This is a genomic window from Streptomyces sp. NPDC085900, assembly GCF_044540925.1.
GTDB lineage: Bacteria > Actinomycetota > Actinomycetes > Streptomycetales > Streptomycetaceae > Streptomyces > Streptomyces gilvifuscus.
This window is the reverse complement of the sequence record NZ_JBITSP010000012.1, coordinates 1-15,182: the sequence shown is the minus strand read 5'-3', so window position 1 is coordinate 15,182 and position 15,182 is coordinate 1. Positions and strand designations below refer to the sequence as shown.

The following is a 15,182-nucleotide window of genomic DNA, read 5'->3' as shown; positions in this document are numbered from 1 at the left end:
ACCCGCCACCGGCGCCCCACCCCGCCCGGCCCCTGCACCGGCCCCGGCGGCCGCCGACCGGTCGGCCGGTCGCACCCGTGCCGTCCGCCCGCCCCCGCCTGCCCCGGGACGACGAGGTGAGCGCCGCAGACCTCAGCGTCTGCATCGTGGGAGCCGGACCCCGCGGCCTGTCCGTGCTGGAACGCATCTGCGCCAACGAACGGGCCGACCCCGCCCCGCGCCGGGTGACGATCCACCTCGTCGACCCCTGCCGGCCCGGCGCCGGACGCGTCTGGCGCACCGACCAGTCACGGCTGCTTTTGATGAACACCGTCGCCTGCCAGGTGACGGTGTTCACCGACGACACGGTCGCGATGAAGGGACCGGTGGAAGCGGGACCCGACCTGTACGCGTGGGCCCGCTCCGTCGTCCTGGCCGCACCCGCCGGCCGGTACGGCGACGCCGTGCACGCCGAAGCAGCGGCCCTGCACCCGGACGCCTACCCCACCCGCGCCTTCTACGGCAGCTACCTGGAGGACTGCTACCGGCGCATCGTGCGCACGGCGCCCGCCCACTGCCATGTCGTCGAACACCGCACCCACGCCGTGGCGTTGCGCGAGCAGACCGGCACCCCGGGCGGGCCGCAGACCCTCACCCTCGCCGACGGCACCCGCCTGCGCGACCTGGACGCCGTCGTCCTCGCCCAGGGCCACCTGTCGCGCCGCCCCACCGCCGAGGAATCCGTCTGGGCCGCCGCGGCCGCACACCACCACCTGACCTACATCCCCCCGGCCAACCCCGCCGACCTCGACCTAGCCGCCCTCCCCGCGCAGCAGCCCGTTTTGATGCGCGGGCTGGGGCTGAACTTCTTCGACGGCATGGCCCTGCTCACCCAAGGACGCGGCGGGACGTTCGTCCGCCGCTCCGGACGCCTCACCTACCTGCCCTCCGGCCGCGAACCGCGGATCTACGCCGGCTCCCGCCGCGGCGTCCCCCATCACGCGCGCGGCGAGAACGAAAAGGGCCCCCACGGCCGCCACCAACCGCGCGTCCTCACCCCCGAGACCATCGACACACTGCGGCGCCGCCGCCTGAGCGGCGAGGCGGTCCGCTTCGGCACCGACCTGTGGCCGCTGATCCGCCTGGAGGTCGAAAGCGTCTACTACGAGACGCTGCTGCACGCCGAAGGCCGTACGCGCGAGGCGGCCGCGTTCGTGCCCGCCTTCCTCACCGCCGGCACCGCCCCGGCCCGCGCCCGCCTCCTCGACGCCCACCGCATCGACCCCGCCGCACGCTGGGACTGGGACCGCATCCAGCACCCCACCGCCGGACGCCGCTTCCCCGACCGGACGAGTTTTCGCAACTGGCTGCTCGGTCACCTGGCCGAGGACATCCGCCACGCAAGGGCCGGAAACGTCAACGGCCCCCTCAAGGCCGCCCTCGACGTCCTGCGCGACCTGCGCAACGAAATTCGCCTCGCCGTCGACCACGGCGGCCTGGACGGCGACTCCTACCGCGACGAACTCACCGCCTGGTACACCCCGCTCAACGCCTTCCTGTCCATCGGGCCCCCCGTCTCCCGCATCGAGGAACTGCACGCGCTGATCGAGGCCGACGTCATCCGCCCGCTGGGCCCCGGCACCCGGATCAGCCTCCGCACCGACGGCGGCCGGGCCGCGTTCGTCGCCACCGCCGACGGCGTCGACGCGGCCCCCGTCCATGCGAGGGCACTGATCGAGGCACGCCTGCCGGAACCCGACCTGCACCGCACCGCGGACCCCTTGCTGCGCCACCTGCTCACCACCGGCCAGGCGGCCCCCTACCGGATGCAGACCACCGGCGAAAGCGCCTATGAGTCGGCGGGCCTCGCCGTCTCCGCCCGCCCCTACCACCTCGTGGACGCCCACGGCCTGCCCCACCCGCGCCGCTTCGCCTACGGCGTCCCCACCGAGGCCGTGCACTGGGTGACGGCGGCCGGCATCCGCCCGGGCGTCGACTCGGTGATTCTCGGCGACTCCGACGCCATCGCCCGCACGGTCCTCGCCCTGGGCCCCGCCCGCCTGACCGTCCCCCTTCCCGGCCTGCCGACCGACGTTCTGGAGATGACGCCTTGACCCCCGCGACGAGCGGCTTCGACGGCGGCCCCGACGCCGGACTGTTCTCTCCCGTGCGCGCGGGCACGCCGGTGGAGGAGGCCGTCAGCGAGACGGCGTGGCTGCAGTGCCTGCTGGACGCCGAGGCGGCGCTCGCCCGGGCCCAGGCCGCCCTGGGCACCGTCCCGGCGCACGCCGCCCGCGCCATCACCCGTGCCGCCCGAGCCGAACGCTTCGACCCGCGCGCGCTGGCGGTGCAGGCCCGGGAGACCGCCAACCCGGTCGTGGGGCTGGTGCGCGCCCTGACCGCGGCGGTGGCCGCCGACGACCCTGAGGCCGCCGAGTACGTGCACCGCGGCTCCACCAGCCAGGACGTGCTGGACACCGGCATGATGATGATGTGCCGGCGGGCCCTGGACCTCATCTTCGGCGACCTTCAGCGCACGGCCGCCGCACTGGCCGCGCTGGCCGGCCGGCACCGCGACACCGTGATGGCCGGCCGCACCCTGGCCCTGCACGCCGTCCCCACCACCTTCGGGCTCAAGGCGGCCGGCTGGCACCGACTGGTCCTGGACGCCGCCACCCGGATCGCGGCCGCCCGTGACGCCTTGCCCGTCTCCCTCGGCGGAGCCGCGGGCACCCTCGCCGGATACCTTCAGTTCGCCGCACCCGACGCCGGCGCCGCGAGCGCGGGGGAGTACCGGGAACGGCTCGTGGACGCCTTCGCCGCCGAGACCCATCTGGCCCGCCCGGTCCTGCCCTGGCACGCGCTGCGCACCCCGGTCGCGGACACCGCCGCCGCGCTCGCCTTCACCACCGGCGCCCTGGGCAAACTCGCCGCCGACGTGCAGGTGCTGGTCCGCACCGAGATCGCCGAGGTCGCCGAGCCCGCCGTCGCGGGCCGGGGCGGCTCCTCCGCCATGCCGCACAAGCGCAACCCCGTGCTGTCCACGCTGATCCGCAGCGCCGCCCTGCAGGTGCCGCTGCTGACCGCGGGCCTGACCCAGTGTCTGGTGGCCGAGGACGAACGCTCGGCCGGGGTGTGGCACGCCGAGTGGCTGCTGCTGCGCGAGGCGCTGCGCCTGGCGGGCGGGGCCGCCGTCACGGCCGCCGAGCTGGCCGAGGGCCTCACCCCCGACCCGGCCCGTATGCGCCACAACCTCGGCCTGACCGGCAGCCAGGTGGTCAGCGAACGCCTGGCCGCCGTGCTCGCACCCAGGATCGGCAGGGCGCGCGCCAAGGACCTGCTGTCCCAGGCCTCGCACACCGCCGACCTGCGCTGCATCCCCCTGCTGGAGGTGCTGCGCACCCTGCCGGACGTGACCGCGCACCACAGCGTCGAAGAGCTGGAGCAGCTGCTCGACCCCACCGCCTACGTGGGCGACGCACCGGCCCTCACCGCCCGCGCCCTCGACACCGCAGGACCGGCGCGGACACCGCCGCCCACCGTGACGCCAGCGCACTGAGACCCACGCCCGGCCCCGCACGAGCCACCCGTCGGCGGGCATCCGCCGCCACCGCTGCGTTCGCGCGCGTGGCCGATTCGAGTCTTCCTCCAGGCCCGTCGGCGAGGCTCGAAAGCAGCCGATGCGCTCTTGTCGAAGGCGGCGGCCGAGGAGGTGCGACACACATGCGGGATGGCCCGCCGGTCACGCTCTACTGCTTCGCGCACGCCGGCGCGGGCGCGTCCGGCTTCGCGCACTGGCGCACCGCAACCGGCCCCGGGGTGCACACCGTGCCCGTACTGCTGCCCGGACGCGGCACCCGGCGCCGCGAACCCCGTACGACCTCGCGCGAGGCACTGCTGGGCGCGCTCCTTGAGCCGCTGGCCGAGCAGGTCGCCGACGGCCGCCCCTACGTGCTGTACGGGCACAGCCTGGGCGGCATCGTCGCCCACACCCTCGCCCGCGCCCTGATCCACCGGGGGCTGCCCGCCCCCGCCTGCCTCGCCGTCGGCGCGAGCCCCCCACCGCAGACCGCACCGACCGGCCACGACGCCGACGGCCTGAGCGACGAACGGCTGCTGCGGTTCGCCGCCGGCCTCGGCGCGGCGCCCGACGGCGCGCTCGCCGCCCCCGGCAGCCTCTGGTACCGCCGCGTACTGCCCCTGCTGCGCGACGACCTCAAGCTCGCCGACGCGCTGCGCGCCGACGCGCTCACCGACACCGGCGGCCCGCTGACGGTTCCCGTCCTGGCCGTCGCCGGCCGGGACGACCCCGTCGTCGGCGCGAGGGTGCTGGACGGCTGGGCCCGCTGGACCACCGGCCGGTTCGTGCGGCGCACCGTCCCCGGCGACCACTTCTTCGTCCGCGGCCCGCACGCACCCCAACTGATCGGGCGCGCCTGCCGCGTGGTGCGACGCACCCGGCTCGTACCTGGGCCCCTATCTGGAGGACAACTGTGAGGGACACACGATGAGGCGGGTCGTCATCACCGGCATCGGGGTCGTGGCCCCGGGCGGCGTGGGCACCCGCGCGTTCTGGGACACCCTGACCGCGGGCCGCACCGCCACGCGCGGCATCACCCTGTTCGACGCGAGCACCTTCCGCTCGCGCATCGCCGCCGAGGTCGACTTCGACCCGGCCGCCCACCACATCGCGGCCGCCGACGCCGCCCGCCTCGACCGCGCCGCCCAGTTCGCCCTCGCCAGCGCCCGGGAGGCGGTCGAGGACAGCGGACTGACCGGCGCCCTTGACCCGGTGCGCACCGGGCTCACCCTGGGCAGCGCCGTCGGCTGCACCACCGGTCTGGACAACGAGTACGGCGTGGTCAGCGAGAACGGCAGCACCTGGGAGGTCGACCACACCCGGGCCGTGGCCCACCTCTTCGACTACTTCGTGCCCAGCTCCATGGCCGCCGAAGTAGCCCTCGCCATCGGCGCCCAGGGCCCGGTCTCGCTGGTCTCCACCGGCTGCACCTCCGGCATCGACTCCGTCTGCCACGCCGTCGACCTGATCCGCGAGGGCAGCGCCGAGGTGATGGTCACCGGCGCCACCGAGGCACCCATCTCCCCGATCACCGTGGCCTGCTTCGACGCCATCAAGGCCACCAGCCCCCGCAACGACGAACCCGCCACCGCCTCGCGCCCCTTCGACCGCTCCCGCAACGGCTTCGTCCTCGGCGAGGGCTCGGCCGTCCTGGTCCTGGAGGAGCTCGAACACGCCCGCCGGCGCGGCGCCCACATCTACGCCGAGATCGCCGGCTTCGCCGGCCGCAGCAACGCCTACCACATGACCGGACTCAAGAGCGACGGCGTGGAGATGGCCGCAGCGATCCACGCCGCCCTCGACGAAGCCCGCCTGGACGCCACCGCCGTCGACTACATCAACGCCCACGGCTCCGGCACCAAGCAGAACGACCGGCACGAGACCGCCGCGTTCAAGCGCAGCCTGGGCGAGCACGCCTACCGGGTGCCCGTCAGCTCCATCAAATCCATGATCGGCCACTCGCTCGGCGCGATCGGCTCCCTGGAGATCGCCGCCAGCGCCCTGGCCATCGAGCACAACACCGTGCCGCCGACGGCCAACCTGCACGAGCCCGATCCGGCCTGCGACCTCGACTACACCCCCCTCACCGCGCGCGAACAGCGCACCGACACCGTGCTCAGCGTCGGCAGCGGCTTCGGCGGCTTCCAAAGCGCCATCGTCCTGACCCGGCCGCGACTTCAGGAGGCGGCATGACCACAGCCACACTGGACCGTCCCACCGCCCGGCCGGGCGCCGGCGCCCGCACCGGCTCGGTCGTCACCGGCATCGGTGTGGCCGCCCCCAACGGCCTGGGTACCGAAGCCTGGTGGGCGGCCACCCTGCGCGGCGAGAGTGGCATCCGCCCCCTCACCCGCTTCGACGCCTCCCGTTACCCGGTGCGCATCGCGGGGGAGGTCCCCGGCTTCGTCGACGACGAACACCTGCCCAGCCGGCTGCTGCCGCAGACCGACCGCGTCACCCGGCTGTCGCTGGCCGCCGCCGCCGAAGCACTGAACGACTCGGGCACCGACCCCACCGCACTGCCCGAATACGGCGCCGGAGTGGTCACCGCATCCTCCGCGGGCGGCTTCGAATTCGGCCAGCGCGAACTGCAGGCCCTGTGGTCCAAGGGCGGCCAACACGTCAGCGCTTATCAGTCCTTCGCCTGGTTCTACGCCGTCAACACCGGCCAGATCTCCATCCGGCACGGCCTGCGCGGCTCCAGCGGCGTCGTCGTCGCCGAACAGGCCGGCGGCCTGGACGCCGTCGCCCACGCCCGCCGCCAGATCCGCAAGGGCGCGGCGCTGATGGTCACCGGCGGCGTCGACTCCGCCCTGTGTCCCTGGGGCTGGGCCGCCCACCTCGCCGCCGGCGAGCTGAGCCCGGTGGCCGACCCCGCCCGCGCCTACCTCCCCTTCGACGCCGCCGCCAGCGGTCACGTGGTCGGCGAGGGCGGCGCCCTGTTCGTCCTGGAGAGCGACGCCGCCGCCCGCGCACGTGATGCCCGTGTGTACGGGGCGTTCACCGGATACGCGGCCACCTTCGACGGCCCCGGCACCCCGCGCCTGCAGGACGCCGCCCGCCTCGCCCTCGACGACGCCGGACTGCGGCCCGAGGACATCGACGTGGTGTACGCCGACGCGGCCGGCGCACGCGCCGCGGACCGCGCCGAAGCCCAAGCGCTGGCCGCCCTGTTCGGCCCCCGCCGGGTGCCGGTCACCGCACCGAAGTCGATGACCGGACGCCTGCTGGCCGGCGGCGCCTCCCTCGACGTCGCAGCCGCCTTGCTGTCCCTGCGCGACCAGGTGATCCCGCCGACCACCGGAACCACCGAACCCGCCGCCGACTGCCCCATCGACCTGGTCACCGCACCCCGCGAGACACCCGTGCGCCACACCCTGGTCCTGGCCCGCGGCCGCGGCGGCTTCAACTCGGCGGCCGTCCTCAGCGCCGTCTGACCGGACCGAGCCGCCCACGCACGACCCCCGCGCACCGGGGCCGCCGGACGACATCCCCCGCGTCCGGCGGCCCCGGCTCCATGCGCCGGCCGACCACAAAAAGAGCCATCGCCATCGCCCACCTGTCACACCCCCGCGCCCGGACCCACCGGCCCAGTGACAGACACTCACCAACCAACCGGAAGGCAGCACATGAACGCCGCGAGCACCCCCACCGCCCGGATGAAGAACCCCGCCATGGTCCTGCCGGACGCCATGAAGGGCATCCAGAGCATCTACCAGGCCATGTACCAGGGCGGTGTCGCCCCGCAGATCCTCGAACTGGTCCACCTGCGGGCCAGCCAGATCAACGGCTGCAGCGCCTGCGTGTTCGCCGGCGTGGCGGGCGCCAAGAAGCACGGGGAGAGCGACCAGCGCCTGCACTCCGTGGCCGCCTGGCGCGAGGCACCGTTCTTCACCGACGCCGAGCGCGCGGCCCTGGCCCTGACCGAGGCCGCCACCCGGATCGCCGACCGTACGGGTAAGGCCGTTCCCGACGAGGTCTGGAACGAGGCCACGGACCACTTCACCGAGGAACAGCTCTCCGCGATCATCCTCATGATCGCCCTCACCAACTTCTTCAACCGCCTCAACACCACCATCGAGGAGCCCGCCGGCACCACCTGGTGACCCGGGCGCCATGACCCCGACAACGAGGCCGTGGCACACGCCCGTGACGAGCGGTGGCGCTGACGGCAGGGGGAAACCCCCCTTTCCGTCAGCGCCACCGCAGTGCCCGGACCAAACCCAGGGGCCGCCTGTCAGGCGGATCGAGCGCGTTCCCAGGACCCGCCGACGACCACAGGCCCACGCCACCGCGCACCCCGCCCCCGCACCGCCTCCAGCCGCCGCCAGTCCAGCGGCGACGCACGACGCTCCAGCCGGTCCGCCAGCAGCCGCTCCGCCCGGTCGTACTCGCCTCCCGCGATCAGAGCGTGCAGCAAGGTCTCCTCCACCACCTCCTGCTGGGCCTTGCTGGCACCCGTGCGCGCCAGCAGAGGCAGCAGCGGCCGAAGCCGCCGTACCGCCTGCCGCCACTCCTCCCGCACGACGGCCGACAGCGCCTCGCACAGCGGCGCGACCAGCAGCGCGAACACCGCCTGATGGTGGGCCAGCGCATGGGCACGCAACCTGCCCAGGGCGTCGACGTCCCCGGCCGCGGCGAGCGCCAACGCGCCATGCAGCGCGGCGAAGCTCGTCGCCGGCGCGTCCAGCCAGTGCGGGGGAGCGGCGTGCAGCAGTTCGGCGACGGGCAACTCGCCGCTCCAGCTGTCCGTCATACGCGCCCGCCACAGCAGCGAGGCGGAGTCGACCAGCAGCCGGCCCCCGCCCACCCGGCAGGCGACGAGTTCGTCGCGGTAACGGCGCAGCAGCGCGGGCCGGTCGTCGAGCGACAGCTCATGCAGGGCGGCATGCCAGGCCACGTGGGAACGCTGTGCCGCCCCGTCCCCGTGCCGGCGCAGCCACTCGTCCAGCCAGGCCAGGCCCACGCGGTGCTCACCGGTCTCGTAGTACACATGAGCCCGCGCGTGCACGGCGTGCCCGGCATCCGGCTGCGCGGCCAGCGCCCGGCAGGCCAGGGCCTCGGCCTCCTCCCAGCGCTCCTGTTCCTGCCGGACGAAGGCCAACTGCCCCAGATACCACCAGTCGTCGCCGTAAGTTCCCGACAGTCCCTCGACCAGGGCCCAGGCCTCCTCGGCGGCGGTCACCCCGTTGAAGGAGACGGTGGGTACGGCCGCGCTCACCGCCAGCGCGTCCCGGGGATGGGCGGCGATGTGGCCCAGCAGGGCCGCCTTGCCCCGCTCCTCGGTGCCGGTCAGGCAGGCGTCCACCGCGGCGACCAGGCTGCGTTCGCGGTCATCCGCCCGTACGGCCGCGGCCCGGCGGGCGGACGCCAACGCCGCAGGCGTCTGCCCGACGCCCCCGCGCTCGTGGCCGAGCAGCGCCAGAGTCGCGTGGCCGACGGCGAAGTCCGGATCGGCGGCGACGGCTTCGCCCAGCAGTTCCTCGGCGCCCAGGCGGCCTGCCAGGATGCGCCCCAAAGCCCGGTCGTACAGCTCGGCCGCCTCGGGTGAGGTGCTCAGGCGCTGCCCGTAGCGGTCGGTCGGCGCGGGGGTGCGGCGGTCGGTGAGCGCCTCCAGCACGGTGCCGGCGACCTCGGCGGCCTGCGCGCGGATCTCCGGAACGGCGGTGGTCTCCAGCAGATTCCCGCGCCGCGCGGCCCCGACCGCCCACAGCCGCAGAACCGGGCCGCCGGCCGCGGGCACCAGCCGCCCGTCCCCGGCGGTGTCCAGCCCGAGCCCGGCGGGCCCGGGACGGCCGTATCCGCCCTCCAGCACACACCGCACCAGGGGAGCCGTCGTGCCGCGCGGGCCCGTCCGGGCCCCGGTGCAGTTGACCACCGCACCGACCCGCAGCCGTGTGCCGTCGCTGAGGTCGACGGTCACCGCGTCATCGGCCGGCACGGCGGCGACCACCTGCCCGGCACCGATCCGCAGCCGGCCCGACGCCAACAGTGTGCGCAGCGTGGCCGCGCTCGCGGGTGCCATGCGATGGCGGTGCACCTCCCAGACCCGCAGGTCCTCCTCCAGGAAGCGGGCCCGGTCGGCCACGGGCAGCTGCTGCCACAGCGCCGCCGTCACCGGCCGCAGCCCGTCCAGCGCGGGCCGCCAGTCCCCGCAAGTACGCCGGGTGGCGGACAGATGCCGCCGCACGCTGCGGCGCAGCACGTCCAGACCGCGCGAACCGTCCAGGCCCGGCGGCGCCTGGACCGGCGGAGCCGCGGCAGGCAGGTGCTCCTGGGGAAGCAGCCCGTGCCGGGAGACCGCGTAGACCACGCGGTCTGGACGGGCCAGCGTGGCAGCCACATCGACCATGGTCAGACCGGTGCCGACGAGCAGAACATCCCCCTCCCCGGCGGGACCGTCGAGAGCGCCCGGCGCCCAGGGGTCGGCGACGAACCGCCCGGACCCCCGCAGCTCGGCGCCCGCCCAGTCCTGCGCCGGGGCGAGACTGCCCAGCGCCAGCACGGCCGCGTCCACCCGCAACTCACCACCGCCGGCCAGCCGCAGAGCCGGCCCGAATCCCTGCTCGCGTACGGCGACGACCTCGTCCCGCACCCGGTGCAGGCGGGCGTGCGGCGAGGCGGCGGCGGTGCGCTCGACGATGTCGGTGAGGTACTGCCCGTACACCTGGCGGGGGACGAAGTCACCGGCCGCGGCGTGCGGGTCCCGGTCCGTCAGCCAGCGCAGGAAGTGTTCGGGGTCGTCGGGGAAGGCACTCATGCGGCCGGCGGGCACGTTGAGGAGATGACGCGGATCGCACGTGCCGTAGGCGACCCCCGGCCCGGTCCGCCCACCCGGATCGATTAACCACACCCCGACCGCCCGGCCGAGCCGGTCGGCCTGCCGCATCAGCTGAACCGCCGTCAGCGCCCCCGCCGCACCGGCCCCGACGACCGCGACGCGCCGCATCACAGCCGCCTTCCCGCACGCATGGCGTCACCCGGGCGGACGACGGCGAAGGCCCCGCCCGCCGTGCTACATACCGGGCCGGCCGCGGGGCAGTCCCCTGTCCTCTCGCAGGCGGTCGTGGTGCCGTCACGGAAAACGACCTTGCGCATACGCACTCCTCACGCCGAACGGAGGTCTCTCACCCCCCACCCGGTGGCATCCTCGAGCGCCGCACTCGACCACGGGTCGAGGAACGGTCGCGAGGCAGGTGAACACTGGTCGTCCGCGACTCCCGACCGGCTCCAGCAGAGGGGCGCCAGCGAGGGTCACGCGAACGGGCGAGGGCCACGCGAACGGGTCGACACCGCAGCGTCGACGTAACGGCGGTTGTGACGTCGGTGACAGGACCACGACAAAAATGCCCACAACTGTCAGTGGGGCTTCCGGGTCTCATTTGGCGTGGACGGCGATGACCGGCCGTCCCGCCGACATCAACAGGGGGAACACCATGAAGTCGATCCGCCGTAAGGCAGCTACCGCCGGAGCTCTTGCAGTCCTGGCTCTGGGCGGCACGCTCGCCGCGACGACGCCGGCCTCGGCCGCCACGGCCGGCGCCTACAACGGAGCGTGCGGCACGGGGTACGAGGTCTTCATGTCGACGCCGATCATGTCCTCGCAGCGGACCGTGGCTGCGACCACGTACGTGGCCTACAGCTCCGCGGACAAGCAGTGGTGCGCGGTGACGGTGCGCAACAAGCCCGGCGCCCGCGTCTTCATGGAGGTCACCCTGGACACCTGGCCCTCCGGCAACCACCCGGCCAGGGACGCCGGCTCCTACACCACCTACGCCGGCCCGGTGTACAAGGGCCTCCCCGAGCCCGGCCAGTGCATGACCTGGAGCGGTTCGATCGACATCTACTACAACTCCGACCAAGGCCTGTGCCCCTGATCCGACGCTTCAGGCGCCGGCGCGGCCGACCCCCGGGTCGGCTGCGTCCACTCTTCCTGCAGCGGGGCGATGCGTGCTACTGCCGTGGATCTGCTCATTCGGCGCTGGGGGTGGCGCAGGGATACAACGTGCGCAGACCCTCGTTGAGGGCATACGGCAACGCGGAACCGTGGGTCTGTCGGGGGTACAAGCGGGAAGTGAGCTATGGAAGGGAGGTTGCGCAGCCGCAGCAGCTGCGCCATGCGGGTCATCGATCCGACGATGTCCACGGCGGCCAGGTAGGGATCGGCGAGCTCCGCCTCGCCGGCGCCGAGGAACACCTTCGCCACCAGGTCGTCGTGGGTCCTTGCGTAGTGGGCCTCCAAGGGGTGAACAGCAGATACGCGCATGGAAAACGGCCTACATGATCATCTTCAGGCAGCAGGATGCCACCATGACGACGACACTCGCCGGCGCCTGGGCACGCGTGCGAACCGCTCTGGAAACGCACGCCCCTTCCACAGCACGCACGGTGCGGGCATCGGCGGCGATGGGCGACATAGCTGAGGCTCAGTGCGTGATGAAGCAGACGTTCCCCGAAGCAGTGAGGGAACAACTGCTGCTGTTCGACGGGGCGGAGACGAACCCGATCACCGGTGTTCTACTGCCCCCCTTGTACATCCCCGTCGGGCTCCAGCGCATGCAGATGCTGTGGCAGCGTAAGCACGCCGCCTCGCCGATCCCGGGCGCAGGAGAGGCGGATGTCCCAGCTGTGGCCGGAGAGCCGTGTCACGGATTCCATCCGCTCCTGGTGCCGATCGGGGATGACACGACCGGAGACCTGCTGGTGGTGGACAACCGGCCGGGCGAGCTGCGCGGGAGTGTGCTGACCTGGAGCAGGGACGACGGCCTCTTCGGCACGCCCACATGGCGCAGCGTGACGGAAATGTGGCCGACGTGGCGAGCGCGCTGGAAACCGGCTCCACGCAGGGCACCGCAGACGACGATGATCCTCACCTGACCCGCAACGGGTGTACTGCGGTGTACACCGCTGACGGAACCCTCGAGTGGGAGTTCTAGCGGGGCGGGTGCGTCCCCGGCCGCTGCCGGGTCGCGGAGCGTCGCACGGGTGGGTCCGCAGGCTGCGGGCGCGCTGCGGTTCTGCGAGGACCACAACCCCCGCCGCACTCACGTCCTGCTGCTGCGGGTCATCGGGGCAAAAGGAAACCCAGTCGACCAAGCTGCGCCCCTCGGAAGCTCCTCTGCGGAACGCCCGTCCCTGCCAGGGCCGCGGCGAGCAAGCAGCCGGCTGCTCAGACCTGCTGTTCGAACACCAAGGCTTCATACCGGCGCCCGGCGATGTCCTCGCGGGTGCCGACGATCAGAGTCTGGGTGTAGACGTTGGATTCGATCGACTGGCCGTGTATCTGCGCCAGGAGAACGAGGTCCCCCTCGTCCGGTGCCAACTGCCAGGGACTGGAGAAGCCGCCCAGTTGGATAGAGACTCCATGTGAGGCGCCGCCCGCTGCCGCGTCCCGCACGGCGTCCTCGAAATCGTCCAGGATGTCGTCCCGGCCCGCACCGCCGTCCAGGAACGCGCTGGTCGCGGGGGCGTCACGCCAGTCGGGCGCCACGGTCAGCCCCGGCACCGGATACAGGACGCCCGGCTGGTAGACAGTGGTCTGTTCCGGCTCGCCGTCGAGTTGGTACGTCGCTGCGCGTTGCGTGGTCCGCGCGTCGGCGGGGAGGTGAACCACCGTCGACGACTCCGGCTCGTACTCGATCTCGGTGAAAAACAACAGGCTCCCGTCGGGCGGCAGTTCGATGTCCAGGGCTTCACGGGGGAGTGCCGCGCAGTCGATGGTCAGCACCAGAGGTGCGCGTCCATCGGGCCAGTCGATGCCGTCCGGCAGATTGGGGAGGCCCCCCGTGCGCGCGGCGGGACGGGCCTCTTTCTGCTGGGCGGGAGTCAGGTCTTGGAAGGGGACCAGGTGGAGGCACGGCCGGAAACCGGCGAGCATCTCCTGCGCCACCGGCCCGGGGACGCCGTGCCTCTCGGCCGTTCGCAGGACGAGCTCTTCCACGATCGAAGGAGTCATAAAAGCGATCATGCCAGGGCCCACGGACACCAGCTGACGACCAACTCCCGGTCCGTAGACAGCAGTTACTTCCATTTCGGTGTGGCTTGCGCCGAGGTTTGTCAAGACGAGCAGGACTCGCGAACTGGCCATGCCCGTGGAGGAATCAGCGTCCTGTGGGCATCGTTCCTGCGTGCATGACGACCTTTGTTCTCGTTCCCGGCGGCTGGCGCGGCGGCTGGTATTTTTCCGGCCTGGCCGACCGGCTGCGCACCGCCGGACACCGGGCGCTGACTGTTACCCCCACCGGTGTCGGTGACCGCGCCCACCTGAATTCTTCCAACGTCAATCTCGACACGCACATCGACGACGTGCTCGCCGTACTCGCTACCGAGGAGGTCAGCGACGCCGTCGTCGTCGGGCACAGCTACGGCGGCATGGTGATCACCGGTGCCGCCGACCGCGCCTCTTCCGGCGTCGTGCGCCGCCTGGTCTACTGCGACGCCTACGTACCCGAGGACGGCCAATCCTGTTGGGATCTGACCACCGATGCCTACCGCAGGCTGTTCCTGGACGGCGCGGCGGTGGACGGATACGCGGTCCAGCCGCCGTCCGGCAGCGACCCGCGCGTGAGCGCACATCCACTGGCCTCATTCCTTCAGCGGATCCGGCTGGACGCGGGCGGCTTGCGTGACGTCAAGACCCGGGACTACGTGTATCTGTCCGGGTGGGACGGCACGCCCTTCACCGCCGTGCGCGACCGGCTGGCGAACGACCCAATCTGGGACGTCCACACCCTGGACAGCGGCCATGACGTCTGCAGGGATGCCCTGCAGGAGTTCTTGGAGATCCTTCTGCTGGGCGAAGAGTCACGACGTGGTGCGCGCGGGTCCTCGTCTGCCGTGTAGTTCATCTGGCAGTGGTGGTGTCGAGGTTCGTCAGCACGAGGAGGGCGCGAGAGGTGGGTGGGGCGGCGGGGTCGGTACGGAGTTCGGTGAGGTCCTCCGGTTCTTCAGGTGGGTCGTGCTCGTCCCGCTCGATACGGCGCCACTTCCTCGTGCTCGAGCGAACGGGGCTTGGTGTGATGCCTTCACCATCACACCGGCCGCGAGACCCGCTATGATGGATCTTGAGCCGACTGGACCAACTCTGGTCGTTCGGACGTGCGTTGGTGGTCCAAGGAAAGACGCCCCGCTTCCTGCGGGGAAATGCAGGTGCAAGGCCTGCCCGGCGCTCCACTGTGTGAGCCCCATCCCGTCATCGCCGGGATGGGGCTCACATCGTTTTGCCGGCCCAGGTAACCGCGAGCGTGCAAAACCACGCTTCCTTGCGCGGTACCCCGCACGGTAGAGCCGGGGGGTGATGGGGGAGTATCTGCTCAGCCGTCGCCTGCCTGTGAGGGATCGTCATGCATCCTGCCCGCCGTTGCCTGCTGCCCCTCCTGCTCAGCTGCCTGCTGCTGGCGGGCTGTTCGTCCGTCGACTTGCGCGACCCGACAGCGGCCGTCAGCAAGAGCAGTCCCGCCGCGGGGGCGCCCGCCACGGCCCCGCCAGCCGGCGGGGGGAAGGCGATCGCGGTGGGGGCGGGCCCGCAGAAGCACTACACCGTCCAGCAGCAGCCGGCCGCAGGCTCGTGCCACTACCGCTACGAGCACGGCGAGCCTCTGGAGGACCGTCGTTGCACGCCGGG

At 72.9% G+C, this 15,182-nt stretch carries 11 protein-coding genes and 1 pseudogene; 10 read left to right on the top strand and 2 right to left on the bottom strand.

What is annotated here, in order from left to right; genetic code table 11:
* Nucleotides 1-116: 116 nt before the first annotated feature.
* The 6 genes from ACIGDI_RS33430 (at nt 117) to ACIGDI_RS33405 (ending at nt 7,665) form a co-directional block, all read left to right on the top strand.
* On the top strand, nt 117-2,093 hold the full coding sequence (locus tag ACIGDI_RS33430; RefSeq protein WP_399904610.1) for an FAD/NAD(P)-binding protein: 1,977 nt from the start codon (nt 117-119) through the stop codon (nt 2,091-2,093).
* Nucleotides 2,090-3,538: a lyase family protein gene (locus tag ACIGDI_RS33425; RefSeq protein WP_399904607.1), complete on the top strand. Its 1,449-nt coding sequence runs from the start codon at nt 2,090-2,092 to the stop codon at nt 3,536-3,538. Before ACIGDI_RS33430 ends, ACIGDI_RS33425 begins: the two co-directional genes overlap by 4 nt.
* Before the next feature lie 164 nt (nt 3,539-3,702).
* Nucleotides 3,703-4,476, top strand: coding sequence for a thioesterase II family protein (locus tag ACIGDI_RS33420; RefSeq protein ID WP_399904604.1), 774 nt, complete (start codon nt 3,703-3,705; stop codon nt 4,474-4,476).
* 10 nt (nt 4,477-4,486) lie between these two features.
* A complete protein-coding gene (locus ACIGDI_RS33415) occupies nt 4,487-5,752 on the top strand; it encodes a beta-ketoacyl-[acyl-carrier-protein] synthase family protein (RefSeq protein ID WP_399904602.1) in 1,266 nt (421 codons plus the stop codon).
* Nucleotides 5,749-6,996: a ketosynthase chain-length factor gene (locus tag ACIGDI_RS33410; protein WP_399904599.1), complete on the top strand. Its 1,248-nt coding sequence runs from the start codon at nt 5,749-5,751 to the stop codon at nt 6,994-6,996. The genes ACIGDI_RS33415 and ACIGDI_RS33410 overlap by 4 nt, the downstream gene beginning before the upstream one ends.
* Before the next feature lie 192 nt (nt 6,997-7,188).
* Nucleotides 7,189-7,665, top strand: coding sequence for a carboxymuconolactone decarboxylase family protein (locus ACIGDI_RS33405; RefSeq protein WP_399904598.1), 477 nt, complete (start codon nt 7,189-7,191; stop codon nt 7,663-7,665).
* Between the two features lie 131 nt (nt 7,666-7,796).
* On the opposite strand, the gene ACIGDI_RS33400 is transcribed toward ACIGDI_RS33405, so the two are convergent.
* Entirely contained in the window at nt 7,797-10,508 is a 2,712-nt protein-coding gene (locus ACIGDI_RS33400) for an FAD/NAD(P)-binding protein (protein WP_399904595.1), read from the bottom strand.
* A gap of 448 nt (nt 10,509-10,956) precedes the next feature.
* Between ACIGDI_RS33400 and ACIGDI_RS33395 the strand changes: the two genes are divergently transcribed.
* Nucleotides 10,957-11,436: a hypothetical protein gene (locus ACIGDI_RS33395; protein ID WP_399904593.1), complete on the top strand. Its 480-nt coding sequence runs from the start codon at nt 10,957-10,959 to the stop codon at nt 11,434-11,436.
* 403 nt (nt 11,437-11,839) lie between these two features.
* Nucleotides 11,840-12,436, top strand: a complete 597-nt coding sequence (locus tag ACIGDI_RS33390; RefSeq protein ID WP_399904590.1) for an SMI1/KNR4 family protein — start codon at nt 11,840-11,842, stop codon at nt 12,434-12,436.
* 292 nt (nt 12,437-12,728) lie between these two features.
* Here the strand turns inward: ACIGDI_RS33390 and ACIGDI_RS33385 are convergent, their stop codons facing one another.
* A complete protein-coding gene (locus ACIGDI_RS33385) occupies nt 12,729-13,646 on the bottom strand; it encodes a DUF1963 domain-containing protein (RefSeq protein WP_399904587.1) in 918 nt (305 codons plus the stop codon).
* A 44-nt stretch (nt 13,647-13,690) separates the two neighbouring features.
* Here ACIGDI_RS33385 and ACIGDI_RS33380 point away from each other — a divergent pair, with 44 nt between their 5' ends.
* Together ACIGDI_RS33380 and ACIGDI_RS33375 are read left to right on the top strand one after the other, a co-directional pair.
* Nucleotides 13,691-14,401: an alpha/beta fold hydrolase gene (locus ACIGDI_RS33380; RefSeq protein ID WP_399904584.1), complete on the top strand. Its 711-nt coding sequence runs from the start codon at nt 13,691-13,693 to the stop codon at nt 14,399-14,401.
* 500 nt (nt 14,402-14,901) lie between these two features.
* A pseudogene (locus ACIGDI_RS33375) lies at nt 14,902-15,182 on the top strand (hypothetical protein); the annotation flags it as partial.